Origin of the sequence: Vibrio sp. Y51_MX_L26 (assembly GCF_024181935.1) — a bacterium.
GTDB classification, from domain to species: domain Bacteria; phylum Pseudomonadota; class Gammaproteobacteria; order Enterobacterales; family Vibrionaceae; genus Vibrio; species Vibrio diabolicus.
This window is the reverse complement of sequence record NZ_JAMZAS010000016.1, coordinates 1-24,874: the sequence shown is the minus strand read 5'-3', so window position 1 is coordinate 24,874 and position 24,874 is coordinate 1. Positions and strand designations below refer to the sequence as shown.

The following is a 24,874-nucleotide window of genomic DNA, read 5'->3' as shown; positions in this document are numbered from 1 at the left end:
AGGTGGGGATATGATGCTTCCAAAACTAACCAAACCAAGCCTCGCCATACTTTCTTTGCTCGGACTCAGTGCGTGTACCACTGTGGGGCCAGACTATGTTCATCCAAAGCAGGCGCCAATGCCAAGTGACTGGTCGGTGCAAAAAGCAGCCAAAGATACGCAGCAATCAGAGCAACAGCTACAACAATGGTGGCAGCAATTTAATGACTCAACTCTCAATCAGCTGGTTGAGTTGGCGAGCAAACAAAACCTCGATTTAGAAGCCGCGGGACTGCGTATTGTCCAAGCTCGTTCATTGCTTGGCATTTCGACTGGCTTGCAATACCCGCAAGTTCAAACCGTGTCAGGAAATCTAGCGCGTGCCTACGTGAATGATCAGGGTGTAAACAACGCCGCTCTGTCGTTTGATGCTGCGTGGGAAATGGATATTTGGGGCAAGTATGCTCGCGGTATTGAGTCGGCAGAAGCCGGTTATTACGCATCCATCGCGTCGTATCACGACATAATGGTCACCATCACCGCAGAAGTGGCGCGTAACTACATTAACTATCGCACGTTCCAAGAGCGCATTTTGCTGTCTCGTCGCAACATCGAAATTCAAGAGCGTGTCGTCCGCATTACACAGGTGCAGTTCGACTCTGGCAACGTTACAGAATTGGACGTTCAGCAGGCGAAAAACCAACTCTATACTACCAAAGCGGCATTACCGAGTCTCGAAGTCGCGATGAAACAATCACGTACCGCGTTGGCGTTATTACTAGGTGCATTACCGGAAGAAGTAGACGAGCTGCTGCAATCAGATGGAATGCATAAGCAAATTGCTGACTACGAAAAACAGTTCAAATCGACAGGCAGAAAATCGGCGTTATCGGGCACCGACGAGCGCTCCATTGTGCCGCGCCCACCGCTATTGGATACCCAAGTGGACGCAAACTTAGTGATGCGACGTCCAGATTTGCAAGTCTCTGAGATGCAAGCTCGCGCGCAGAGTGCGCAAATTGGCGTGGCGGAAACCGCTCTGTACCCAAGCTTTTCGTTGTTCGGTTCTATCGGTATCGACAGTACGGTTCCCGATGGCAGCAGTTTCAGTTTTAGCGATTCGCTCACCATGGTGGTTGGCCCAACGTTCAGTTGGAACATTTTCCAATACGGGCGCGTGAAAAATAACATTCGTTTCGAAGATGCTCGCTTCCAAGAAACACTGACTAACTACAACAAAAAAGTGCTGCAAGCCGTGAACGAAGTGACCAATGCGATCGAAGCGTATGACCTGTATTTGCAGCAAAAAGATTTACGTCTGCAATCGGTCAACTCTTCCATTCGTGCATTCAACATCTCCATGACGCAGTACGAAAACGGCCAAATCTCTTTTGAACGTCTGCTCAACTCGGTAGAGAAAATGACCCGTGCAGAAGACAGCTACGCAACGATCAAAGGGAACGTCGCGAACCAAGTTGTAGCGCTCTACAAAGCCCTAGGTGGAGGCTGGCAAACCCAAACAGGCAAACCCTTCCTCAGTGAATCTATTGCCAAGCAAATGACAGAACGAACTGACTGGGATGGTTATTTAAATGAAGAAAACCGCGTATTGCCGCCTTTGCGCCTCGAAACTCCGGATGAGACCAGTGATGAGAACAAAACGGAGGATCTCTAATGCCTCATGAACTTTCTTGGGGAGACATTTACTTTTCTCCTGCGCTACTGGTGCTCTTTCTCGCCGTCACGGCAACATGGATAACGGTGATGATATTGAACAAGACACGTTTGTCTCGCTTCATCGCTTTTCCGTCTCTGACGTTTATTGCCATCATGGTCGGTTATGTGGTGGCCATCGACAGCTTTTATATTCAATTTTAGGTGCCAAACAAGATGAAAAAACTATTCGTAATCGCACTCAATCTTGTCATTCTTGGTGGCGCAGCTTGGCTCGGCTATCAAAAATTTGAAGAGTATTTTAATAACCCATGGACACGCGATGGCCAAGTACGCGCGAACGTCATCAAGGTCGCACCGCGAGTGTCTGGCCCAATTGTGAATGTTTCGGTGCAAGACAACCAAGACGTGAAAACGGGCGATTTACTGTTTGAAATCGACCCAACTACTTACGAAGTCGCACTATCTCAAGCCGAAGTGGCGTTGGAAAAATCCATCGTGAGCTCTCGCGGTAAAAAAATCGAATACGATCGCCTTAAAGACATTCGCGCCAAAGACCGCGGAGCTGTTTCTCACAAGGATCTGATTCGTCGTGAAATCGCTTACGAAGAATCGCTACTGCAAATCAAATCTGCAGAAGAGCAATTAAAGTCAGCGCGCCTTAACCTCAGCTTCACCAAAGTTTATGCGACCGTCGATGGTTTTGTGTCTAACCTCGATATTCGAAACGGTACGCAAGCGGTCGCAAACCAGCCACTGCTGGCGCTGATCGACAAGAACAGTTTCTGGGTGTTTGGTTTCTTCCGTGAAAACCAACTCGCACAAATCGAACCGGGTAGCCAAGCACGTGTCACTTTGATGTCTCACCCAGACACGCCAATTGACGCAACGGTTGACTCTATCGGTTGGGGTATTGCGCCGAAAGACGGCACGGTCGGCTACAACCTTCTTCCAAACGTGAACCCTGTATTTCAGTGGATTCGCTTAGCACAACGTATTCCGGTGCGAATCTCAATCCAAGAACTTCCAGAAGATGTTGATCTTCGATTCGGGCTTTCTGCGTCCATCATGGTGATGAAAGATTCATCGGCAGAAAATGAACAGTAACTAAGTGAGAAGAACCATGGTCATTGGTAAAAAACTCAAAAACATTAATGAAGAAAACAACTTCTTCTATCTAACTTTAGCGCTGGTGATTTTGTTGCTAGGGAGTGCGATGGCACAAGTGGTAGGTGAAGGGACGATTGAACACATACTGCAGGCGTTCACGGTTCTCACGTTCATTGTCTGTTTTGCCAGCCTTCGCTTCGACAAAATGTGGTCTCGTTTCCTCTATACCCTGTTTGGCGTTTGGGTTCTTGTGATTGTGATCAAGACCGTTTTCAACATCCGAGAGATGAATGTAGTGATGCTTGCCCTCACCTTCGCGTTCTTTTTCGGCACTTTTAAATCCATCGCGAGGCAGATTCTTTTCACTGGCCACGTCAATAGCAACAAAGTCATTGGCTCAGTCGCGCTTTTCTTGCTGCTTGGTCTGATGTGGGCAATTGCCTATCTCATTCTTCTAGAGTTCTCACCAACCTCATTCACTGGGATGGAAGCCATTTCTTGGGGGCAGAATTTCTCTAATGCGGCGTATTTCAGTTTCGTCACCTTAACCACGCTTGGTTATGGCGATATCAGCCCTCTAACACCTCTGGCTCAAGTCGTGGTGTATTTAGAGGCCATTACAGGTGTGTTCTATATGGCGATTGTTGTTTCAAGTCTCGTCAGTTCTAACATTGATCATCAGGTAAACAAAAATGGATAAACAATCGGTAAAAATCGACAGTAAGCTTTTCATCAGTAATATGGTGGAATCGGCAATACGCATTGGCTTGATCTTCGTCTTGCTGATGTTTACGTACGACATCATCAAACCCTTCATTCTTCCCGTTATTTGGGGTGCAATTATAGCCGTCGCTTTAATGCCACTTACAAAAAAGCTGGAGCGTGCATATGGCGGTCGTAGAGGCCTGGCAGCCACAACGATTGCTTTACTTGGTATTGCACTCTTAGTCACACCACTTGTTATGGTGTCAGGTTCTATTGTGGATGGTGCAACGCATGCGCTTGAAGTATTGCAAAACGGACAAGTGAAGATCCCAGGTCCAAAACCTTCCGTTGCAGATTGGCCTGTCGTAGGTGATAAGCTCTATGAGGTGTGGACCCTATTCGCGACTAACCTTGAACAAGCGATTCAAACCTTTATGCCGCAGATAAAGTCCGCGCTCACTTCTTTGCTAGGCACTCTTGGCGGTGTATTGGGCAGTTTACTGCTTTCAATCTTGTCACTTGCGATTGCAGCAGGTTTTATGACGTACTCTGAATCTGCAGCATCAGGGCTAAGAACCATCGCTATTCGTACCGCTGGTGAAAACGCTAAAAGCTGGACCACGCTTATCGCTGCAACCATTAAAAGCGTACTGCTTGGCGTAGTCGGTGTGGCGGCGATTCAAGCCCTTTTGATCGGTGCTGGTTTCTTTGTATTTGGCGTTCCGGCAGCTGGTTTGCTCACTCTGATTCTGATGATCTTGTGTATCGCTCAGCTACCAGCGCTGCTTGCCGTACTACCAGTGATTGGCTTCATGTACATGACTCAAGATACAACGACAGCAACCATGTTTACTGTCTGGGTAGTAGTTGCAGCACTTTCTGAAAACCTCTTTAAACCAATGTTAATGGGACGTGGTGTCGACGTGCCAATGCCTGTGATTCTGCTCGGTGCCATCGGTGGTATGCTTTTCTACGGCATCGTTGGTCTGTTCTTAGGTGCCGTTATCCTGGCGATTTGGTATGAGTTATTTGTTTGGTGGTTGAGCATTGAGAAAGCACAACAGCAAGAAGAAATGGCAGAACAACAAGACGCTTCTGATGACCAATCAGAGCCTGGACACGGTGCAGGCATATAATAAATCAATAAGTTAGAAAGAAATTTAATCTATAACTTATGATATCAAACCGCTCTATTGCAGCGGTTTGATTCTATTTGGATCACAGTTTCCCCGTAATAAATGCGATAAAAATGACGTTCTTGTTAAATTTTCATACTTCTTACACTTGGGAGTTGCAATCGGGCAATGAACGATGCACTCTCGATGACCACTAATTTGCTTAGGATAAAAACAATGAAATTGATCAAGCCTTTAACTTGTGCGCTTGCTCTCGCAATGAGTGGCATGGCATTCGCAGATGTAACCGTGAGTGTTCCTGACAACGTTTCAGTATTAGCGGCTAACGGTGAAAAAGCAGACCTTTCGGGTGGTTTTTTCGCCTCGGAAAGAACACTAACGTTACCTGATGGCGTTAACCAAGTCGTATTTCGCTTCGCCCCTTACTTTAACCAAGGCAATGACCGTTTAAGTGTTGAAAGCGATGTTATCGTTACACGATTTGACGCTGCCAATACCGAGCTGACGCTACAAATGCCAGAATACCGCAACCTTCGCGATGCGGAAGAAAAGATCAAGGACTTAGATTGGAAACTGGTTGATGATTCAGGCAACACCGTCGCCGTTGAGCAAGACAAATTGATCAAACCGGGTATGCAAATCGGTCGTGATTACGTGCGTGAAGTGGAAAGCTACAACAAAACAGGCGGCGTTGCTGCTATCGCTGTTGCTGGTGCAGCCGTTGCTCAACCAGTCACACTGCCAGCAAAGATTCCTGAAGATATGAAACAAGCGAGAGCGACTGCGGTTAAATCAGATTCGACAGCAGAAGAGATGCTGCACTTCTGGTACCAAAAAGCAGACGCAGAAACCAAAGCTCGCTTTAAAGCGTACGTTAATCAACAATAAGTCTGATTAACTCTATCGATATTAAAAAAGCCACTTCATGTGGCTTTTTTGATCGAACAAGCTAGGACGCTTGAGCGACTTTGGTATTGATGATCATCATGTCTTCAATATGGTTATATCAATTTAACCAAACACTACCAGTAACGCTCATAGATGATATTGCCTCCTGTTTTAGGACGATACTTTTCCAACCCAAGACCTTGTAAGACTGGCAAGGTATCTTTGATCATCTGCGGGTTCCCACACATCATGACAAAACTACTTTGAACAGAGAATGGCACATCAGCAGCGTTGGACAGTCTACCCGATTCGATGAGTTCGGGAATTCGACCTTGTAACTGACCATCCACCACTTCCCTACTGACTATCGGGATGTACTTTAATCTGCCTTCATATCGTTGCTGTAGTTGCTCAATCAGATATTTGTAGACCAGATCTTTTTCGTAGCGAACCGCATGAACAAGCACAATTCGCTCATTATGAGGTGGTAAGTTTATATCATCCAGTAGCGATAAAAACGGTCCAATACCTGTACCTGTAGATAGCAGCCACAGGTCATGAGCCTGTTTAGGAATAGAATCGTGGATTAAGTCACCATGTGCGGTCTCACCAACATAAATGCTGTCACCAGATTTAAGCTTTTGGAGCCTTGGGGAAAGTTGTCCTTGAGGGTCCGCTACTATTAGGAACTCCAACCAATCGAACTGTTCACTTGGTGCATTAACCACAGAGTAAGCACGACTTATCAGCTTGCCTTCATCATCAAGCAAAGCAAGCTTGGTGAACTGACCAGCTTTGAAGGAAAGAGGCGCGCCAGATATTCTCAAACTGAACAACTCACCTGTCCAATCAATGCGTTTCTCAACTCTTGCGAGGTTGAAACCTTTGAGTTCAATCATGAGACACCTCCTACCTGGTTACTCTTAGTTAAACTTACGCCTTCAACTCGATTATGTAAAGTTTCTAGTTTACATAATCAAACCACCATTTCATTTCACATTTTAAAAACAATTTTATTACATATTAAATGATTACATCTAGAATAAATGCTCAAAGTGATAAGTCGCGTCGCAATTCGTGGCAATGCAGATGAAAAAGGAGCACTAAAAATGGACACACTGTTAAAGGACTTTCCCGTTATCACAGAGATCAAAGTCGCATGGGGTGAGATGGATGCTCTGCAACACGTCAATAACGTGGTCTATTTTCGCTACTTTGAGACGGCGCGTTTAGATTACTTCAACAAAATTAATCTGCTAGTCGACCTGCAAACCTCGCAAATTGGGCCAGTACTGAGCGAGACGCAATGCCGCTACAAGCTTCCTGTCACTTACCCAGACACGTTATTAGTCGGCTCGCGCGTGATCGACATTCAAGAAGATCGCATCACGATGGAATACCAAGTGCTGAGTAAGAAGTGGGGTAAGATTGCGACCATCGCGACCGCCACTGGTGTGGTGTTTGATTTTAAGAACAACGTAAAAGCGGCGATTCCAGACCACGTTCGCCAGTCGATTTTAGACTTGGAAGGAACTGTGGGTAGCACGCATCATTTAGAGTAGCAAGAAACGAGAGATTAAAGGCGAGATTCCCCCGACAGCGCTTCTTCAGCGCTGTCGGGAATAACGTAGGGCTAATCTTCTAGACTACGCGATAAGAGAACTAGCGTCATTCTAGCGAGCCAAAGCGCGACGAAGAATCTACATACCGCTTGCTGCAGGCCCATAGAGCTATGAATAGACTCAATACAATCTGAGGGTAGATTCTGAATCACGCTCGTTCCTCGCTGTTCAGAATGACGGTTCGAGTTTGGCTCTGAGCTCTACAAAACTATCTAAAAAAGCTATTTCAGAAGAACCTAAGTGAGTCACTCGGAATCTCGCTTGAGACGCATCAGCAGCGCGACTCTTCCAGCCTACGCGATAAGAAAAACTTCGTCATTCTAGCGAGCCAAAGTGAGACTAAGAATCTACTTGCCGCTTGCTGCAGACCATAGAGCCATGAATAAACTCAATACAATCTGAGGGTAAATTCTGAATCACGCTCGTTCCTCTCGGTTCAGAATAACAGTTCGAGTTTGGCTCTGACCTCTATAAAACCATCTAAAAAGCTATTCCAGAGAAGCCTAAATGACCATCCGGAATCTCTCCTTAAATGTAACAGCAGAGCTACTCTTCCAGCCTACGCGATAAGAAAAGCTGCGTCATTCTAGCAAGCCAAAGCGCGACGAAGAATCTACATACCGCTTGCTGCAGGCCATAGAGCTATGAATAAACTCAATACAATCTGAGGGTAGATTCTGAATCACGCTTTAGACGTAACAGCAGAGCCACTCTTAAAGCCCACACGATAAGAAAAGTGACGTCATTCTAGCGAGCCAAGGCGAGACTAAGAATCTACTTACCGCTTGCTGCAGACCATAGAGTGATCAGCAGAACGTCTCGATATACAGCGCTTCCACCTTATCTCTTGCCCATTGCGTTTTACGCAAAAACTTCAGAGAAGATTTGATCGACGGATCTTTCTTAAAACAGTTCACTCGAACGCGCTCATACAGGCCATTCCAACCAAAGTGTTCAACTAGTCGGGTGACGATTTTTTCTAAACTCAGCCCATGCAGAGGGTTATTCGGCTGTTCGTTGCTCATGTTGTTGATCCAGTAACGATGTAATTGGCGGGCTAATCTAACTCAAAGTGACCACTTAACCTAATGTTTTCACCTTCAAAGGCGTTTCGCTTGAATTACTTTACTCATCTCCCCTATAGTAGCTCAAACTTCACTAACATCCTTTTCACGATGAAAGCCCTCAACGACCTGAATATTTTTGTCGAAACCGCGCGCCAAGGCAGCTTTTCAAAAGCCGCCAACAGCATGGACATGACACCTGCCGCCATTAGCGCGTCGATCAAGCGTCTTGAAGGGCAAATCGGTTTCCCGCTGTTTGTGCGTTCGACCCGAAGCCTGCGTTTAACCTCAGAGGGCGAACTATTTTTAGACAAAACCACGCAAGCGTTGGCAACATTGCAAGAGGGGTTGGATCAGATCTCAAGTGCGCGTGGCGAGTTATCTGGTCAGCTGCACATTACTGCGCCCTCCGATTTTGGTCGCAATATGTTGCTCGATTGGGTGGATGAGTTCATCGATCTCTACCCAAATGTTTCCATCAAACTAGAGCTGTCCGATAGCTTGACGGATATGTACACCAAGCCTGTCGATATTGCGATTCGCTACGGCGAGCCGGCCGACTCCAATCTGGTCGTGTTGGCTTTGTGTGGGTCAAACGAACGGATCTTATGTGCATCGCCAGAGTACGTAGCTACACATCCAGAACTCACTTCTCCTGCCGATTTAATGCAACACAACTGCTTGTGCTACATGGTCGCGGATTCGGTCTACAACAAATGGACGCTCACGCGTGACGGCGAGAAAGAACAAGTCGTGGTCAACGGTAACTTGATGAGCAACGATAGTGACTTGCCACATCGGTTAGCGATCAAAGGCAAAGGCATTGCGAATAAATCGTTGATGGACATCAGCCGAGACTTAATCGAGGGAAGATTAGTGCGAGTGTTACCAGAGTGGGATTGCGGCCCAGTGCCGCTCTACATGGTGTGCGCCGATCGTCGCTTACTGACGCCAACGATTCGGACTTTCCGCGACTTTATCCAACAAAAATGCTGCCAGCAACGCGCCAACGTGCTGGCAACCTTCTGTCATTAGGCGATAAATCGAAGAGGACGAATCTGGGTATATTCAACCCAATCGTTCTCTTCCAATGTTTCAAGAAACGTCGCCATGTGCGGGCTTTGCAAATGCTTATCCAAGGCCTCTTGCGATGCCCAAATTTCTTGGAACATAAATAGGCCTTCAACTTTCTCGTCAAGATACAACTCGTATTGGCAACAGCCTTCTTCTTTGCGAGTTGGCTCTAGTAAACCAGCAAGCAAGTTCACCACCTGATCCTTACTGTCTGGATAGGCTTTCACTTCTGCAACTAAGTGGATCATCGTTTTATCACTCTTTTGCGATTTATATATTGATTACAGGGCTCTACGTAACCTGCAAGTAAGCTCGAATTAGATCTCGGTGAATACGGTTTCTGCGTCCCAGCGAGACTTTGGCGTTTTCGCGTTGAAGTCATCTTCCGCGTGGTAGCCAAGCGGCACGATCACAACGCTGGTGTAACCTTTTTCACGCAAGCCAAATTCTTCATCCAGCACTTTGGGATCAAACCCTTCAATTGGCACTGCATCAATTTCTAGCGTCGAAGCACCCAACAGCAACGTACCCACGTTGAGGTAAACTTGTTTCTCCATCCAATGGTTCGCATCTTTCAGATCAAAACGGTGCATGTTCACAAAGTAGCTACGACCACCGCGCACAGCCGCTTTCGCTTCTTCGGTTGGGAATCGGCCATCTTTTTCTTCTTGCGCCATTAGCGCTTCAATGTAGTCGTTATCAATGCCTGTTTTTGCACAAAACACCAATACGTAAGAAGCGTTGAGAATCTTCGCCGCGTTAAACGCGTAATTCTCTTGCGCCGCTTTAGCGATGCGCTGTTTGCCTTCTTCTGTGCTTGCCAGAATGAAATGCCAAGGCTGGGAGTTCACACTCGATGGACTAAAACGAATTAGCTCTTTAACTGCGTCGATTTTTTCTTGAGGTAGCTTGCGCGTTGGGTCAAACACTTTCGTTGAGTAACGAGATTTTGCAGCTTGTACGATATCCATGAGTTTCTCCAATTAATCAATTTAAGCTGTGTAACAGCATAACCTCATGAGATAAAGGGAAAAACCGATTTCGATTAAAAACATTTTCAAAATAAATTTGAAAATAAAACGATAAGAAAGGCTTTGAGCGTTCTCACTGAACTTCTTCATCTTTTCGGCAATAATGCTTGTTTGCTCGCAACCAAACTCAACTCATGCAGCCTCAAGATAACGTTATTACATCCTTTCTGTGTAAAAAGCTCGGTCACAATCACCTGAGAATTGCCGGCGAATATTGGCACATTGAGAAGTTGGTTGCCTTGCAATGCATGATGTTGAAGGAAGCGCCTGACCTCCAAGAAGGCCTGCTGTGGTGGAGTAAAAGTGTTTCATTGTTCGACCGCCGTTTGTACGTCACATTTCAACATGGTGATGCCCAAATCCATCTGCAAGTAGAATGCAGAACGGCCGATATGCCAAATTGGGCGGAGTCGGTGTTTGGCTTGCTCAAAATGCAGTTGGAAATGCTTGAGCTAAGCGAATCAATACAGGTACAGGTTCACGCCAACAATCCACTCGCGGCCGATATTTTTCTAGGGGAAACGCGAGATTCTAAAACGAGTTCAAGCGTGTTTGACTTGGTGAAACATGTTTATTTGCTGCTTTCTCACCAGCCAATTGAACAACCAGAATTGCTGAGTGTTTTGAACGCCTTGTTCATCAAAAACAGCAATTACGCGCTCAAGTTAGAGCAAGCGGCAAGGCAACTGGGCGTCTCCAAACGCACCTTGCAACGTCGACTACAAGAAAAACAAATGAGCTACTCTCAATGCGTTGATTTCGCTAAAAGAAAGCAAGCACTCACTTTGCTCGCCGACACCCAACTCACGACGCAGCAAATCGCCTATCAACTTGGTTACGAAGAACCATCGAACTTTCACCGCACTTTTCGTCGTTGGTATCCGTTTTCACCCATGCAGTATCGCTAACAATGTTTGGATAACCGAACTCAGCTAAATCAGCAACCGATCCGCTTGTACTACGCCAAAGCCAATACCTTCGACGATAACCACATCGACCAACCTGTCGGCAAAATCTGGATGGAAGTGGACAATATTGCGTTTGAGAAAGTGGTCTCGGTAGAATGCCGTGACCGTGATGGCGCATGGCGGCGCTACCCCGCCTTCTTCGAGCGTTTTTTAAGTCATGGCACCGAACTCTGGGCAACGACCGAACTTCCGGTAGCGCATCCCCTTACCTTTCGCCTGTGTTATGAAGTCGATGGGGAACGTTACATTGAGAATAACCACCAGCGTGACTATGTGGTTTCTAAAGGGCTTTTAATTGGCGCAACGGAATACATTGTCCCGACTCGGCAGCTTATTAATATTGGGGCGCAATACACGCTCTTTATCGAACTGGCATGCCGACTTGAAAACGTTGCGAGGATTGACTGTTACGTCGATGATGACCCCACACCTCACGCAATGCGCTTGACCCAACACTCGCTACATTATGCTTGTTGGGTGCTGCAATTATCGCTCACTCAAACTGCAAAGCAGTGCCGTTTCCGCCTTTATGATGAATCCGACAACGAGCTCGCGAAAGAGCATTACCCGATACAATATCCTATTGTGCAACCGCTCAATTAAAACTGTCGGTCAGATCAAAGTCGCCGCTTCGTGACATCATTTCACGTCTTTTTTGGCGTGAAATGACACTCTCAATTTCAAACCTTTGCTTTATCGTTTCTGCATTGCTGCATAACGGAGGCAAAAACTGTGTTTGAAACTCTACCTAACCCAATGAATAAAATAAAAATACTTCCTTTCGCGATCGCTCTTGCTCTTTCTGGCTGTGGAAGCGACGAAACCACACCAATCGATACAGGCAGCCACGTGGCATCTCCTGATTGGCAAGATCAAATCATTTACTTCCTGATCATCGACCGTTTTAACGACGGCGACAGCGCTCTTAATGATCAAGGGCAAAACGAATTCGATCCAACTTCGGATAAAAAATTCAGCGGCGGCGACCTCGTTGGCGTGAGTGATAAGTTAAGCTACATCGAAGATCTCGGTGCCACATCGATCTGGATTACTCCGCCAGTTGCTAACCAATGGTGGGATGCGGAGCAAAACTACGGCGGCTACCACGGGTACTGGGCGCGCGATTTCCAAAAAGTGGATGAGCACTTCGGCGACCTAGAAAGCTACCAAGCGTTAGCACGCGAAGTGCATGCGCGTAACATGTTCTTAATTCAGGACATCGTGACCAACCATGTAGGCAACTTCTTTACCTACGATGATCCTTACAGTTATGATCCAAGCCTACCTTGCCAAGGCTTCCGTTTGATTAAAAATGCTCTACCCGCCGGGCAAGAACTGCCGTACCCACTCAACATGAACGAGTGTAAAACAGACGGCACAGGCAGCTACCACTGGACGCCAACCATCACCGACCACAACGATCCGGTACAAGAAAAAACCTGGCAGCTCTCTGATTTGGATGACCTTAATACGTCCGATCCTGAAGTACGCGCTTATCTAAAAGAGAGCTACCGAAAATGGATTCGCGAAGTCGGCGTCGACGGATTCCGTATCGATACGGTGAAGTTTGTTGAACACGATTTCTGGAACGATTTCCTACACGCCGACGATGGTGTGATGACGCAAGCGGTTGATACTGGTCGCGATAACTTCCTGACCTTTGGAGAAGTCTTCGAAACATCTACGCCTTACAACACCGAAGGCGAAGAGAAGATGCTGACTTACATCGGTGAAAGTGGCTCGCCGAAACAGCTAACCTCGGTACTGAACTTCCCATTTCAAGCGACCATGACGCGCGTATTTGCATCAGGGCAACCGACCGACTATTTGCGTTTCCGTCTTGAGAAAATGATGGAGATGTTCCCGAATCCATACATCATGCCGAACTTCATTGATAACCACGACATGCCGCGCTTTCTGTCGCAAGGTAGCGTGAATGACATGAAACAAGCACTGATCACCATGATGAGCGTACCGGGTATTCCTGTGATTTACCAAGGTACAGAACAGGCGATGTCAGCGGCGCGTGATGCGATGTTTGCTGGCGGTTACCGTGAAGATGGCAACTACGTAGACTCGTTCGACCAAAACAGTGAAATGTACTTGTTCATTCAAGAACTTGCCAAGCTACGCACTGAAAACAAAGTCATGACACGTGGCGAAATAAAAGTGATTGGCAGCGATAAAGCGGGCGCGGGCGTCTTCGCCTTTACCCGAACGTTGGATAACGACGAGGTCTTGGTTGTGATGAATACATCCAACTCGCCGATGTTGATGAACCAACTCGATGTAGAACAAGTTGGCGGCACCGTCTTCAAACAACAAATCATGTCGAACTGGGCAGAAGCTCCAGAACAGTTAGTCGCAGATGAAAATGGTAACGTAACCCTTGAGCTACCAGCCAAGTCTGCAGTGATTTACTCAAAAACAAGCAGCAATCAATCTGTAGATACGCCAGACCTCAACATCCAATTGGCGCAAGATTGGGAAGGACAAACCATCACTGGTGATATTGTTATCGCGGGTAGTGCGAACGCCAACGAGAAGCTGAACCTTGTCGTCGACGGTAACTTGGAAACAGCGCAAACCATTACTGTAGGCGCTGATGGTCGGTTTAGCGTCACGCTGTCGACTCGTCACTTTGCAATTGGCGAACAACAACACCGCTTCGCGATTTATTCCACCGAGAAAAAAGCAGGCATCGAGGACGTGAATTTTGTCTCGAACCTAAGCTGGTCAAACACGCCAGACGACACTATTGATGACGCAGGCGATGCGCAAGATGGCATGGGCGGCCCTAATGGTAACTACTCATTACCAACCGATCCAACGTTCGACAAAGACAACAGCCAACTCGCGATCAACAAAGCAGAAGTGTTTACCGTTGGCAGTAACGTACGTTTGACCTTCACCATGGACAAGATCACCGACACTTGGTTACCACCAAACGGCTTCGACCACGTGGGTTTCACCATCTTTATTGATTTACCGGAAGAAGCCGCAACCAACTTGTCTGAGCTACCGAAGATCAACGCTTCTATGCCAAGCGGAACCTGGAGTCGTAATGCGGTTGTTTTTGGCTGGCAAAGCTCGATTTACAACACCAAAGGAGCAAATGCGACGACATGGGGAGAAGCGGTCACGCCAGCACCAACAGTGACAGTAGACAAAGCCAATAACACTATTTCGATGGACTTTGCGAGTGACGCGCTGGGTCGACCTGATTCACTGGATGGCATTCGATTCTATGTGACGACTTGGGACTTAGACGGCCTTTCGGCAACTTACCGTCCGCTAGAACAAAACAAAGGCCCTTGGAACTTCTCAGGCGGCGCATCGGATGAAAGTAAGATTTGGGACGACTTACCAATCATCACCTTGTCGGAATAAACCGTTAAATAAGACACCGCCCAGCGTTATGACTGGGCGGTCATCAACAAAAGAATGCAGAAAGACACTTCTGCTCGTTTTTATTCTAGCTAAAGAATGATTTCACCCACAGCACCAAACTGTCCCAAAGCTGACCAAACCACGAGCCCTCTTCCACCGCTTGGCTGCTGACCAAGGGATAACTCGCCACGGTACTGTCATCGCTTTTCCAAACGACCTTACCAATCTCATCCCCTTGCGCGATCGGCGCAATCAACGGTTCATTTAACACCACACTCTTATCAAGCCCAGCCGTCATTGAACGAGGCAGAGTGAGATAGGCATCATTAGCGAAGATCGCCTCAACTTGATTGGCATTTCCCTTCCAAACGCGAACTTTAGACTCAACCTGCCCTTGTTTGGCAACTTGTTTGGTGTCATAAAAACGAAAACCATAACTGAGCAAATTCTTGGATTGGCTCGTTCGAGCCTGTTTACTTGGCGTGCCCATCACTACCGAAATCAACCGCATTTTCCCTTCTTTGGCCGAGCTCACCAAACTGTATCCCGCATTGCTGGTGTAACCGGTTTTGCCCCCGTCGACATCAATGGAATTGTCCCACAGTAATTTATTGCGGTTGTACTGCGTAATGTCATTCCACTTGAAGACTTTCTCACTATATAGCGCATACACAGCGGGAACATCGTTGATGATCGACTGCATGAGTTTTGCCATATCGGTGGGTGAGGTTTGGATGCCTTCACTATCGAGACCATGGGAGTTTACAAAATAAGTGTCTTGCAGCCCTAACTTCTCAGCCCAACCATTCATCAAGGCGACAAAGCCGCGTTCACTGCCAGCAACGTGCTCAGCCAGTGCAACGCACGCGTCATTACCCGATTGGATGATCACGCCGCGCATTAAGTTCGCAACACTAATTTCATCTTTCGGTTTGATGAACATTTTAGAAGATCCGGGAAACTTGGCCGACCACGCGTTTTCGCTCACGGTGACAACATCATCCCATTTCAAACGTCCCGCTTTGATTTCTTGCCCAACGACGTAAGCGGTCATCAACTTGGTTAAACTCGCCGGAGCAAGGCCTGCTCGCCCGTTATGCTCGGCAATAATGGCACCGGATTGAAAGTCCATTAATACGTAACCTTTTGCCTGTAACTGAGGTGGGTTGGGCGTAACAACGGCAAAAGTAGGTACGCTTATTAAACAAGTCACAATAATCCATCGAGCCAGTGACACTTTCATCCGACTTCCTCCATGCTCTCACTTTGTCGCAACTCTATTGAGCATAGCTCACTCAACCAGTTGCACCAGTCGCTAATCGTTTCATTTTCTTGAACTTACATTGATTTGACCAAGGTATAGAACTGACGAAGCGATTTGGAAATAGCATTGGTTCTTCACGCCATTCGCAGTAAAGTAGCGCTACCCCTCAATAAGGAAATAAAGATAACAATGAACGCTCAATCATTTATCGACGCAGGATTGCATTACACTCCCCACAGTTATACCGTTCCTCTGGATTACCAAGACGTGAGTAAAGGCACCATTGAAGTCTTCGCTCGTGCGGTTTGCCTAGTTGGCGATGAAGAATCGACCAAACCTTGGTTGGTTTACTTTCAGGGCGGGCCAGGCTTTCCCTCTCCGCGTCAAAACGGCAATAACGGCTGGGTAAAACGCGCGTTGCAAGAGTACCGAGTTTTGCTGCTCGACCAACGCGGTACGGGCAATAGTTCGATGGTTAATCATCAGACTCTGGCTCATTTCACGCCGCAACAACAGGCCGAGTACTTAAGCCACTTCCGAGCGGATAACATCGTGCGCGACGCGGAATACATTCGTGAGCAATTTGGCGTCGAAAAATGGGCGATCTTAGGTCAAAGCTTTGGTGGTTTTTGCTCCCTCACCTATTTGTCTTTGTTCCCAGACAGCTTGCTACAAAGCTATATCACGGGTGGCGTGCCATCAGTCTCGCGTCATGCTGACGATGTGTATGAAGCCACCTTCAAACGCACCATGGAGAAAAACCAAGCGTTCTTCCAGCAATTTCCCAATGCACAGCAACTTTGCCAAAACATTGCCAATCACTTATTGGAGCAAGAAGAGTTTCTGCCAAATGGTCAGCGTTTTACTGTCGAACAGTTCCAACAAATTGGGATTAACTTTGGTGTCAGTGATACCTTCTTGCCAACTTATTACTGGCTAGAAAGTGCATTGATTGAAGTGAACGGCAAACAACAACTTCGTTATGAGTTCTTGAACGATATGTTGGCGCAGCAAAACTTCCAAACCAACCCGATTTACGCCATTTTGCATGAATCGATTTATTGCCAAGGCTTTGCGTCAAATTGGAGTGCACACCGTGTTCGCCAAACCCGACCAGAGTTTAATTATGAACCTGGCAAGCCATTTTACTTTACGGGGGAAATGGTCTTCCCATGGATGTTCGATCAATACGTCAACCTCAAGCCACTAAAAGATGCCGCTGAAATATTGGCCGCGAAAGAAGATTGGACTGCGCTGTACGATCAAACACAACTGGCTCAAAACAAAGTGCCTGTCAGTTGCGCCGTTTACGCCGATGATATGTTTGTGGAAATGGATATCAGCCGAGAAACGCTCGCGTTAATCCCAAACTCAAAAGCGTGGATCACTAACGAGTACGAGCACAACGGTTTACGTGCCGACGGTGAGCGCGTTTTAGATAAGTTAATTGCGATGGGGAATCAAACCGCCGCTAATTTGAAATAAATACTATAAAAACGCCTCTTCTAGAGGTAAGAGGCGTTTCATTCCTACCATCTTGTTTTTACGAATCTCTTACGCGCTTGGTCATACGTTTCGTCATCACCCGGTAGCCCATTTTATGATAGAAATCCTCACCTTCATGGTTAAATGACGCCACGGTTAAGCCGATTTCTTCTATTCCTTGAGCACACAAATCACTTTCCATCTTATCCATCAGCGATAAACCTATTCCTAAGTTTCGATGGTTCTCTGAAACAATAAGCTCATTAATAAAACCAACGCGTTTTTCTGGTGAAATCAGCGACTGAACGTTACGAACCGAACCAGAGATAAAACCGACGACCTTTCTTTGCGAACAAGCAATAAAAGCGCTCACGCTCCCGTCAAAATACTTTTCGAAGGTGCCATATAATTCTCTTAGTTGCGCCAATTCCTTGGGTGGACGATAGAAGTTCGGTTCAGCTTCATAGTGCGATGTATCGAGTTCAACGAGTAATTGTTTGAGCAAGGGAGCATCTTCTTCCCTCAGCCGCCTGATATAAAACTGCTGCATGTCCTTTCCTTGCCAACTGATCCGATTATTATTTTGTAGCTCTTGCGCACAACTTTAATGAAGAGCCGAAGAAGGAATCACAGTACAAATTTAAACCAAAGGTGTCGAGTTCAACTTACCTTGTTCTCTACAATTTATGCTTATAATTTGAACACATAGCGATTTTACCCGCGTGACGCTTTGCCGCATCAAACACCGCTACATCCTGCCTAGCCATAATATCCGCATAATTTGTCCGTATTTCCGACTAATTTAGTCAGGTATACTTCGTGCCGCTAAAATTTTAAGGTCGTTGACCACCTGTATTTTTAAAGGAAACCTCATGAGTCAGTATGTAGTTTGTGCGCTGTACAAGTTTGTTGAGCTGAATAACTATCAAGAACTACGCGAGCCATTACTTGCGTTGATGGAAAAACACCATATTCGCGGAACATTACTGCTGGCAAGTGAGGGCATCAACGGCACTGTTGCCTCTGATCGTGCAGGTATTGATACGCTACTGGAGTGGCTAAACAACGAGCCTCGTTTGACAGGCACCGTATACAAAGAGTCGTACTCTGAGACCCAGCCATTCAATCGCACCAAAGTGAAATTGAAAAAAGAGATCGTAACATTAGGTGTTGAAGGCATAGACCCTCGCCACGTAGTGGGTACTTACGTGAAACCTCAAGAGTGGAACGATCTTATTGCTGATCCTGAAGTGTTTGTTGTCGATACACGTAATGATTACGAAATCGAGATCGGCACATTCAAAGGCGCTGTAAACCCAAATACTGAAACCTTTCGTGAATTCCCAGACTATGTAAAAGAAAACATGGACCCGGAAAAGCATAAGAAAGTGGCGATGTTCTGTACCGGTGGTATCCGCTGCGAAAAATCAACTGCTTACATGAAAGAACAGGGCTTTGATGAGGTCTACCACTTAGAAGGCGGCATTCTAAAGTACCTTGAAGAGGTACCAGAGGAAGAGAGTATGTGGGAAGGTGATTGTTACGTGTTTGACGGTCGTGTTGCAGTAAACCACCAGCTAGAAAAAGCAGATTACGATTTATGTAACGCTTGTCGTCTACCGATCACTGAAGAAGACAAACAGTCAGAATTGTTCGAGCAAGGCGTGAGCTGCCCGAAATGTCACGGCACACACTCAGAAGAACAAATTGCTCGATTCCGCGAACGTGAAAAACAAATTGTTCTTGCAGAACAACGAGGCGAGCAGCATGTTGGTGGCGAAAGTGCCAAGCAAAGAGAAGCTCGACGTGCCGCTAAGTACGCACAAAAAGAAGCTCAGCGTAAACAAGACTAAGCTCGACTCTAATTCTATTTTAAGCGAGCTGCCGTAAGGTGGTTCGCTTTTACTATGCACCAACACTCTTTCAATACAATTTTGTATCCTTCACCAAAACCTCTAGTTGATTGTCTCTTTTGCCTTCGGGTAGCCCCACCATCTCATCATAAGCACTTTGATGTACTAAAACCTGCTTATTTGCTTTGATATTCTTGCACTTCTTTTGCATCTCGATAAGGGAATGAGCCCTCAAAAAGATACCGTTGTCGTCAGTGATGAATTGCGCTTTTCCATCAACTACGACAGATGCTTGATACAATGCGAGATCAAGCGAGTGAATGATCAATTTATCTACGTAGAAGAACTTTTCTAACTTACTCAGTGGTATCGACATGTCTCACCTCCTTGTGAGCAACCTCTACGTTTTAATGAACAAAACCGATCATTAGGTGAGATCTCTTCGGGTCATTTGCGTACAACATCGGAAACAAAGAGGATTCCGATGCAAACAATCAATGTCGTGTGGTTAAAACGAGATTTAAGACTGACTGACCACCAGCCCTTAACACAAGCATTGTCGTCAAAGCACCCAACGGTACTTTTATATATTGTTGAACCGTTGCTGTTAAACAACCCTCACTATTCTGAGCGTCACTGGCGATTTGTTTGGCAATCATTGCAAGACATGAATGAGACGCTCAAAGCCTATGGACACCGCATCACCGTTCTGTTTGGCGATGCCTTAGCATGTTTTCAATCAATTCAAATGCAATATCAAATCAACGCTGTGTTTTCTCATCAGGAAATAGGGCTCAACTGCACCTTTGAGCGCGATAAGCAAATTGCCGACTGGCTGCATGAGCAGAACATCACGTGGTTTGAGTTCGAGCACGGTGCTGTTATTAGAGGAGCAAAAGACCGGCAGGGTTGGGACAAACATTGGGATTTGGTCATGAGAGCCTCCATAAGCCCTCTTGAGCTGCAAACCAACTTGTTGCATTCATTGGATGCAGAATCTCTCGGCTGCGCGTTTTCGCCACCTTCATCCTGGCTATCAAAATGCAAAGGAATGCAAACGGGAGGGAGCCAACTCGCTTGGAAAACACTGGAGGACTTTTTCAATCGTCGAGGTCGTGATTACTATCGAAGCATTTCTAGTCCCACAGCCTCACGTACAGCCTGTACTCGCCTTTCTCCATACCTCGCTTGGGGTAATATATCCTTGCGTGAAGTTTATCAGTACCTATTGAAACACTGGCAAGTTGTTGGGTTTCGTCGCAGCTTAATTGCGTTGTCTTCACGGCTGCATTGGCACTGCCATTTCATACAGAAATTCGAGTCGGAATACGACATGGAGTTTTACTGTGTTAACCGGGCTTACGAATCGTTGATTAAACAAAGTAGCACTTTCGATGAAGAAAAGTTAGCAGCATGGAAATCTGGATATACTGGCATACCTTTGATCGATGCCTGTATGCGCTGTTTGCATCAGACTGGCTATATAAACTTTCGCATGCGCGCCATGCTGGTTAGTTTTCTCACTCATCACATGAACATGGATTGGCGAACTGGCGTGACGCATTTAGCGCAACTATTCCTCGACTTTGAGCCTGGTATTCATTACCCACAATTCCAAATGCAAGCCGGGGTAACTGGGACCAATACAATCCGGATTTACAACCCGGTTAAGCAAGCCCAAGAACATGACCCTGATGGCGCGTTCATCTATAAATGGGTGCCTGAATTGCAAATGGTCCCCACCCCACTATTGTTCGAGCCCTGGACAATGACACAGATGGAAACCGTCATGTACCACTTGAAACCGGATAGCCGTTACCTAGCGCCTATTGTCGACCTAAATAGCACAGCTAAAGACGCAAGGGAGCGTCTATGGGCATGGCGGAAACGGGCCGATGTAAAACAAGAAGGCAAACGGATTTTAACGCGACACGTGAGGCCATCGAAAGAAAGCAGGGCTCGTTGATCATCTTTTCATTTAGATGCGTACAAACGAAGACATTCTCTAGGGAAACCGTTGTACCCCCAACTCGTAAGGAACACATTATGTTTAAACGTATCTTGGTTATCACGGCTACATTGATGGCGACTTTATCTTTTATGCTTCCCGTCAAGGCTCATGAGCATGGCATGATGAAGGCTGATATTGTCGACGTTGCCACTGAAAACGGCTCTTTTAATACACTTGTCGCTGCAGTGAAAGCGGCTGATCTAGTCGATACACTCAAAGGAGAAGGCCCATTTACTGTTTTTGCACCAACGGATGACGCTTTTGCAAAACTGCCTGACGGTACAGTCGATATGCTCTTAATGCCGGAAAACAAAGACAAGTTAGTATCCATTTTGACTTATCACGTCGTCCCAGGGAAAGTAATGGCTGCCGATGTTGTTAAGCTGGACAAAGCGACTACGGTTCAGGGCCAAGATGTGATGATTAAAACCATGGGCGACAAAGTCATGGTCAATGGTGCAAATGTAATGGCAACCGATGTGAAAGCTAAAAACGGCGTCATTCATGTTATTGATACCGTCATTATGCCTAAATAACATGATTCAGAGGGCGGTGTATTCCGCCCTTTAAACGGTGCTTCTTCTATCCTTAATACTGCCCCTTCCCACCTTCAACCCAACAACCAATCACTCATTCACTCCAACTATAAAAAAGACAAAAACAACATCAAAACCAACACCTTAGAAACAAAAAAGCACAATATTAATGAGATTGGCGTACCGTTACCTTTCAATTTGAGAACATGATTCCATGTCAGTGTCGTTTACTTTTCCACATGTAAATTCTTGAGCTAAATTTTGGCTGCTCAATCACATTTCGGCAAACCATTCGAAAGGGTGGGACGCAAAGCTTCCGGTCTGTCAGCATTCCATCATCAAAAGTAATGCTCATGATAGCGGGGTTGCCATGTTGCAACACTACATTATCCAAAGTATGGATTCATGCAGCGTTGCTTCGTGCTCAGCATGCGCCGAGGTGTGACATTAATTTGTCAGCCATAACAGAGGACATGTGATGAAATCCTTTCCAACCAAATCCGTACTCACGTTAGCACTTGCAAGCATTAGCTCAGGTGCTGCGGCTCACGGCTACGTATCAGAAACCAATGATGGTGTCGCTGCAAGTCGCGCGGCACTATGTAAGTATCCAACACCTGATACTAACGAAAAAAATAATAACTGCGGTGCCATTCAATACGAGCCACAAAGTGTTGAAGGTCCTGATGGTTTTCCACAAACAGGGCCTCGCGATGGAAAAATAGCAAGTGCCGAAACCGCTCTAGCTGCCGCTCTTGATGAACAAACTGCCGACCGCTGGGTTAAACGTCCTATTCAATCAGGTACACAGACTTTTGAATGGACATTTACCGCTAACCATGTGACGCGTGACTGGAAATATTACATCACCAAACCTGATTGGAACCCAAATGCCTCACTATCACGCGACTCGTTTGATCTGACTCCTTTCTGTGTAGTCGACGGCAATATGGTTCAACCTCCAAAACAGGTGAGCCATCAATGTAATGTGCCTACGCGAGAGGGGTATCACGTCATTCTGGCGGTATGGGATGTTGGCGACACAGCGGCTTCATTTTATAACGTGATCGATGTGAAATTTGATGGTGACAGTCCAGTCATTCCAGATTGGACGCAAGGCGGTCAAATTATTCCGACGATGGATTTAAATGTTGGAGATTCGGTTTATACACGCGTATTTGATCAGGCGGGTGAAAACATAGCTTATCGAACCGAGCTAGAAATTACCGATGCAGTCATGGGCAAAGCGAAAAATTGGTCTTACGCTCTAGCAACGAAGATCAACCAAGAGCAAACTAAACTGCAAGCTGGACAGTATGCCGAGGATAAATTCACTCCTGTTTATGGTACTAACCCGGTGTACCTGCAAGCTAATAGCGGCCTTGAGCGTGTAGAAATCGGCTACAAGATAGAAACTCCCGCTCCAGAGTACTCACTCACAGTAGATGGCTTAGCAGACGAATATATTATTGAGTCAACACCGACAACGTTGGAGCTGACACTAACTGCTGAAGGCGATTTAAACGCAGAACTCACCGTGTACAATCACCACCGTGAGCCACTTGCAAGCTGGGCAGACGAAATGAAAGACGGCTCGGTGGAGGCTGTATCGCTCGCTTTAAGCAAATCAGAGCCTGGTCACCATATGCTCGTGACTCGTATTAAAGACAAAGATGGTAACTTGGTGGATCAGCAAACGCTCGACTTTCACTTAAAAGAAGAGTCAGTAACGCCACCACCATCTGGCGAGTACGATTTTGTCTTCCCTGAAGGGCTATCTAGCTACACGGCGGGTACAAAAGTGCTTGCAAGCGACGGTGCCATTTACCAATGTAAGCCCTTCCCATACTCTGGTTACTGTGTACAGTGGAAAGAAAGCGCAAACCAATACGAACCAGGAACAGGTTCACATTGGGAAATGGCTTGGGATAAAGTCAACTAAATCGCCCTTTGAACGTTAAGTAAAAAGAGCCTCGCTATGAGGCTCTTTCATTATCAAACGCAAAAATGGCAGTTTTCCCGATCTAAACCATGAACACCTGACAAATTAGCCAAATGAGCCCGCCCTTCAATCAGCCCCATTTCATAACCTTCCAATAGAACGGTTTGTCGCATTGATAAGCGCTGAACAGGAAAATTATCTGGTGGTGCAATCACTCTGACATGCGTTCCCGGTGGAGGATTACGAATAAATTCCAACGATTGATTGTAGTTATCTGCACGTCTTAACATCGCGTCCGCCATTTTAGGATGTTCGGCAAATAACTTCTTCATCAGCCATGTGGTTTTTACTGGCTTCTTGGCATAATTTAGCGGGTGAGAAAGCACAACGGTTATGTCGCGAGCTCCGCGACGATAAGCCTCACGCACCGGGATAGAATCTGCAACCCCGCCATCGGTATAGCAGCCTCCAGAAAAGCAAGGGGTATGCTTGTATGCAATGGGTAACGCTGTTGTCGCTTCAATCGCATGGTGAAAATTATCACGCGTCACGCGATAATAATCTGCCTGTCCTGTATCTACATTCGTCGTCGCTGCCAGAAAAGGAATGCCATTAAACAGTTTATTTTCATCGACGGGATACAAACGATTAGACTCTTCAAACAGCCACTTCACATCAATGAGGTCCCCACCTTTAACGAATCGAGTCGGATCAAAAAAGCGTTTACTCGTTGCCAGCTTAGTAATGACATTAATGCTGCGATGCGGATAGTCGGTCAAATAACCAATCAAGTTTGATGCGCCAGCAGATACACCAATGGCAAAATCAAACGGTTTATAACTCTGCTCTAAAAACGCATCTAGCACTCCGCTTGCGAAGACACCTCGCATCGCGCCACCTTCCACTACAATTGCTTTTGTTGCCATATTTCCCCCATTATTCTTGCCAAAAGAGTAATGAAATTCGTGCAATCAAAACAATTGAATATTCTTATTATTGAAATAGGTGAAGTCTATTTATTCCCGAATTCAACTGCGAAGTGCGACACTCGCTAATATCAAGCAGCCAATGCCATTTCTTTAAATACAATTGCTGGCTGCTTGAAGTCTAAACATTTTCTCGGTCGATAATTTATCCGCAAT

General features: G+C 46.2%; 22 protein-coding genes, 1 pseudogene and 1 riboswitch. Of the genes and pseudogenes, 15 read left to right on the top strand and 8 right to left on the bottom strand.

Features of this window, described 5'->3' with window-relative positions; translation table 11 throughout:
• Nucleotides 1–10 precede the first annotated feature (10 nt).
• The 6 genes from NL645_RS21495 to NL645_RS21470 all read left to right on the top strand — a co-directional run bounded on the left by NL645_RS21495 (nt 11) and on the right by NL645_RS21470 (nt 5,492).
• Nucleotides 11–1,654, top strand: coding sequence for a TolC family protein (locus NL645_RS21495; RefSeq protein ID WP_140075940.1), 1,644 nt, complete (start codon nt 11–13; stop codon nt 1,652–1,654).
• Nucleotides 1,654–1,857 (top strand): DUF1656 domain-containing protein, encoded by a 204-nt coding sequence (locus tag NL645_RS21490; protein ID WP_140075941.1) that lies wholly within the window; start codon nt 1,654–1,656, stop codon nt 1,855–1,857. Before NL645_RS21495 ends, NL645_RS21490 begins: the two co-directional genes overlap by 1 nt.
• Nucleotides 1,858–1,869: 12 nt before the next feature.
• Nucleotides 1,870–2,760: an HlyD family secretion protein gene (locus NL645_RS21485; protein WP_053300964.1), complete on the top strand. Its 891-nt coding sequence runs from the start codon at nt 1,870–1,872 to the stop codon at nt 2,758–2,760.
• A 16-nt stretch (nt 2,761–2,776) separates the two neighbouring features.
• A complete protein-coding gene (locus NL645_RS21480; protein ID WP_005396612.1) occupies nt 2,777–3,463 on the top strand; it encodes a potassium channel family protein in 687 nt (228 codons plus the stop codon).
• The gene (locus NL645_RS21475; protein WP_005396613.1) at nt 3,456–4,604 is read left to right on the top strand and encodes an AI-2E family transporter; all 1,149 of its coding nucleotides are present in this window, start codon (nt 3,456–3,458) and stop codon (nt 4,602–4,604) included. The genes NL645_RS21480 and NL645_RS21475 overlap by 8 nt, the downstream gene beginning before the upstream one ends.
• 216 nt (nt 4,605–4,820) lie before the next feature.
• Nucleotides 4,821–5,492, top strand: coding sequence for a DUF2057 domain-containing protein (locus NL645_RS21470; protein WP_253652374.1), 672 nt, complete (start codon nt 4,821–4,823; stop codon nt 5,490–5,492).
• Between the two features lie 134 nt (nt 5,493–5,626).
• On the opposite strand, the gene NL645_RS21465 is transcribed toward NL645_RS21470, so the two are convergent.
• A complete protein-coding gene (locus NL645_RS21465) occupies nt 5,627–6,391 on the bottom strand; it encodes a ferredoxin--NADP reductase (RefSeq protein WP_203343064.1) in 765 nt (254 codons plus the stop codon).
• A 210-nt stretch (nt 6,392–6,601) separates the two neighbouring features.
• Here NL645_RS21465 and NL645_RS21460 point away from each other — a divergent pair, with 210 nt between their 5' ends.
• Nucleotides 6,602–7,054: a thioesterase family protein gene (locus NL645_RS21460; protein ID WP_253652373.1), complete on the top strand. Its 453-nt coding sequence runs from the start codon at nt 6,602–6,604 to the stop codon at nt 7,052–7,054.
• Between the two features lie 866 nt (nt 7,055–7,920).
• Here NL645_RS21460 and NL645_RS21455 read toward each other — a convergent pair.
• The gene (locus NL645_RS21455; protein ID WP_005396617.1) at nt 7,921–8,139 is read right to left on the bottom strand and encodes a VF530 family DNA-binding protein; all 219 of its coding nucleotides are present in this window, start codon (nt 8,137–8,139) and stop codon (nt 7,921–7,923) included.
• Between the two features lie 150 nt (nt 8,140–8,289).
• Here NL645_RS21455 and NL645_RS21450 point away from each other — a divergent pair, with 150 nt between their 5' ends.
• Nucleotides 8,290–9,213 carry a LysR family transcriptional regulator gene (locus NL645_RS21450; protein ID WP_253652398.1) on the top strand — a complete coding sequence of 308 codons (924 nt, stop codon included), beginning with the start codon at nt 8,290–8,292 and terminating at the stop codon, nt 9,211–9,213.
• Here NL645_RS21450 and NL645_RS21445 read toward each other — a convergent pair.
• Both NL645_RS21445 and nfsB read right to left on the bottom strand, forming a co-directional pair.
• On the bottom strand, nt 9,210–9,500 hold the full coding sequence (locus NL645_RS21445; protein ID WP_021822050.1) for a putative quinol monooxygenase: 291 nt from the start codon (nt 9,498–9,500) through the stop codon (nt 9,210–9,212). The two genes, NL645_RS21450 and NL645_RS21445, sit on opposite strands and share 4 nt — an antisense overlap.
• 69 nt (nt 9,501–9,569) lie before the next feature.
• On the bottom strand, nt 9,570–10,223 hold the full coding sequence (nfsB, locus tag NL645_RS21440) for an oxygen-insensitive NAD(P)H nitroreductase (RefSeq protein WP_253652372.1): 654 nt from the start codon (nt 10,221–10,223) through the stop codon (nt 9,570–9,572).
• A gap of 194 nt (nt 10,224–10,417) precedes the next feature.
• Here nfsB and NL645_RS21435 point away from each other — a divergent pair.
• Nucleotides 10,418–11,854: pseudogene (locus tag NL645_RS21435) on the top strand (helix-turn-helix transcriptional regulator).
• Nucleotides 11,855–11,983: 129 nt separating this feature from the next.
• Nucleotides 11,984–14,641: an alpha-amylase family glycosyl hydrolase gene (locus tag NL645_RS21430; protein ID WP_253652371.1), complete on the top strand. Its 2,658-nt coding sequence runs from the start codon at nt 11,984–11,986 to the stop codon at nt 14,639–14,641.
• 85 nt (nt 14,642–14,726) lie between these two features.
• On the opposite strand, the gene NL645_RS21425 is transcribed toward NL645_RS21430, so the two are convergent.
• Nucleotides 14,727–15,884, bottom strand: coding sequence for a D-alanyl-D-alanine carboxypeptidase family protein (locus NL645_RS21425; protein ID WP_253652370.1), 1,158 nt, complete (start codon nt 15,882–15,884; stop codon nt 14,727–14,729).
• A gap of 210 nt (nt 15,885–16,094) precedes the next feature.
• On the opposite strand from NL645_RS21425, the gene NL645_RS21420 reads away from it, so the two are divergent.
• Nucleotides 16,095–17,390 (top strand): alpha/beta fold hydrolase, encoded by a 1,296-nt coding sequence (locus NL645_RS21420; RefSeq protein ID WP_253652369.1) that lies wholly within the window; start codon nt 16,095–16,097, stop codon nt 17,388–17,390.
• A 58-nt stretch (nt 17,391–17,448) separates the two neighbouring features.
• On the opposite strand, the gene NL645_RS21415 is transcribed toward NL645_RS21420, so the two are convergent.
• Nucleotides 17,449–17,940, bottom strand: coding sequence for a GNAT family N-acetyltransferase (locus NL645_RS21415; protein WP_253652368.1), 492 nt, complete (start codon nt 17,938–17,940; stop codon nt 17,449–17,451).
• 322 nt (nt 17,941–18,262) lie between these two features.
• On the opposite strand from NL645_RS21415, the gene NL645_RS21410 reads away from it, so the two are divergent.
• On the top strand, nt 18,263–19,243 hold the full coding sequence (locus NL645_RS21410; RefSeq protein ID WP_253652367.1) for a rhodanese-related sulfurtransferase: 981 nt from the start codon (nt 18,263–18,265) through the stop codon (nt 19,241–19,243).
• Between the two features lie 70 nt (nt 19,244–19,313).
• On the opposite strand, the gene NL645_RS21405 is transcribed toward NL645_RS21410, so the two are convergent.
• Nucleotides 19,314–19,619 carry a DUF6482 family protein gene (locus NL645_RS21405; RefSeq protein WP_134646142.1) on the bottom strand — a complete coding sequence of 102 codons (306 nt, stop codon included), beginning with the start codon at nt 19,617–19,619 and terminating at the stop codon, nt 19,314–19,316.
• 108 nt (nt 19,620–19,727) lie between these two features.
• On the opposite strand from NL645_RS21405, the gene NL645_RS21400 reads away from it, so the two are divergent.
• From NL645_RS21400 to gbpA, 3 genes are all read left to right on the top strand, one after another.
• Nucleotides 19,728–21,209, top strand: coding sequence for a deoxyribodipyrimidine photo-lyase (locus NL645_RS21400; RefSeq protein WP_253652366.1), 1,482 nt, complete (start codon nt 19,728–19,730; stop codon nt 21,207–21,209).
• A gap of 80 nt (nt 21,210–21,289) precedes the next feature.
• On the top strand, nt 21,290–21,790 hold the full coding sequence (locus NL645_RS21395; protein ID WP_053808256.1) for a fasciclin domain-containing protein: 501 nt from the start codon (nt 21,290–21,292) through the stop codon (nt 21,788–21,790).
• A 272-nt stretch (nt 21,791–22,062) separates the two neighbouring features.
• Nucleotides 22,063–22,163: riboswitch (cyclic di-GMP riboswitch) on the top strand.
• 105 nt (nt 22,164–22,268) lie between these two features.
• A complete protein-coding gene (gene gbpA, locus NL645_RS21390; protein WP_182035973.1) occupies nt 22,269–23,732 on the top strand; it encodes an N-acetylglucosamine-binding protein GbpA in 1,464 nt (487 codons plus the stop codon).
• A 53-nt stretch (nt 23,733–23,785) separates the two neighbouring features.
• Here the strand turns inward: gbpA and NL645_RS21385 are convergent, their stop codons facing one another.
• Entirely contained in the window at nt 23,786–24,658 is an 873-nt protein-coding gene (locus tag NL645_RS21385) for a patatin family protein (protein WP_005397800.1), read from the bottom strand.
• Nucleotides 24,659–24,874 lie beyond the last annotated feature (216 nt).

Excerpts from the sequence above, each read along its gene's own strand:
- NL645_RS21495 (WP_140075940.1), top strand. The coding sequence starts at position 11 with ATGATGCTTCCAAAACTAACCAAACCAAGCCTCGCCATACTTTCTTTG.
- NL645_RS21490 (WP_140075941.1), top strand. The coding sequence starts at position 1,654 with ATGCCTCATGAACTTTCTTGGGGAGACATTTACTTTTCTCCTGCGCTA.
- NL645_RS21485 (WP_053300964.1), top strand. The coding sequence starts at position 1,870 with ATGAAAAAACTATTCGTAATCGCACTCAATCTTGTCATTCTTGGTGGC.
- NL645_RS21480 (WP_005396612.1), top strand. The coding sequence starts at position 2,777 with ATGGTCATTGGTAAAAAACTCAAAAACATTAATGAAGAAAACAACTTC.
- NL645_RS21475 (WP_005396613.1), top strand. The coding sequence starts at position 3,456 with ATGGATAAACAATCGGTAAAAATCGACAGTAAGCTTTTCATCAGTAAT.
- NL645_RS21470 (WP_253652374.1), top strand. The coding sequence starts at position 4,821 with ATGAAATTGATCAAGCCTTTAACTTGTGCGCTTGCTCTCGCAATGAGT.
- NL645_RS21465 (WP_203343064.1), bottom strand. The coding sequence starts at position 6,391 with ATGATTGAACTCAAAGGTTTCAACCTCGCAAGAGTTGAGAAACGCATT.
- NL645_RS21460 (WP_253652373.1), top strand. The coding sequence starts at position 6,602 with ATGGACACACTGTTAAAGGACTTTCCCGTTATCACAGAGATCAAAGTC.
- NL645_RS21455 (WP_005396617.1), bottom strand. The coding sequence starts at position 8,139 with ATGAGCAACGAACAGCCGAATAACCCTCTGCATGGGCTGAGTTTAGAA.
- NL645_RS21450 (WP_253652398.1), top strand. The coding sequence starts at position 8,290 with ATGAAAGCCCTCAACGACCTGAATATTTTTGTCGAAACCGCGCGCCAA.
- NL645_RS21445 (WP_021822050.1), bottom strand. The coding sequence starts at position 9,500 with ATGATCCACTTAGTTGCAGAAGTGAAAGCCTATCCAGACAGTAAGGAT.
- nfsB (WP_253652372.1), bottom strand. The coding sequence starts at position 10,223 with ATGGATATCGTACAAGCTGCAAAATCTCGTTACTCAACGAAAGTGTTT.
- NL645_RS21425 (WP_253652370.1), bottom strand. The coding sequence starts at position 15,884 with ATGAAAGTGTCACTGGCTCGATGGATTATTGTGACTTGTTTAATAAGC.
- NL645_RS21420 (WP_253652369.1), top strand. The coding sequence starts at position 16,095 with ATGAACGCTCAATCATTTATCGACGCAGGATTGCATTACACTCCCCAC.
- NL645_RS21415 (WP_253652368.1), bottom strand. The coding sequence starts at position 17,940 with ATGCAGCAGTTTTATATCAGGCGGCTGAGGGAAGAAGATGCTCCCTTG.
- NL645_RS21410 (WP_253652367.1), top strand. The coding sequence starts at position 18,263 with ATGAGTCAGTATGTAGTTTGTGCGCTGTACAAGTTTGTTGAGCTGAAT.
- NL645_RS21405 (WP_134646142.1), bottom strand. The coding sequence starts at position 19,619 with ATGTCGATACCACTGAGTAAGTTAGAAAAGTTCTTCTACGTAGATAAA.
- NL645_RS21400 (WP_253652366.1), top strand. The coding sequence starts at position 19,728 with ATGCAAACAATCAATGTCGTGTGGTTAAAACGAGATTTAAGACTGACT.
- NL645_RS21395 (WP_053808256.1), top strand. The coding sequence starts at position 21,290 with ATGTTTAAACGTATCTTGGTTATCACGGCTACATTGATGGCGACTTTA.
- gbpA (WP_182035973.1), top strand. The coding sequence starts at position 22,269 with ATGAAATCCTTTCCAACCAAATCCGTACTCACGTTAGCACTTGCAAGC.
- NL645_RS21385 (WP_005397800.1), bottom strand. The coding sequence starts at position 24,658 with ATGGCAACAAAAGCAATTGTAGTGGAAGGTGGCGCGATGCGAGGTGTC.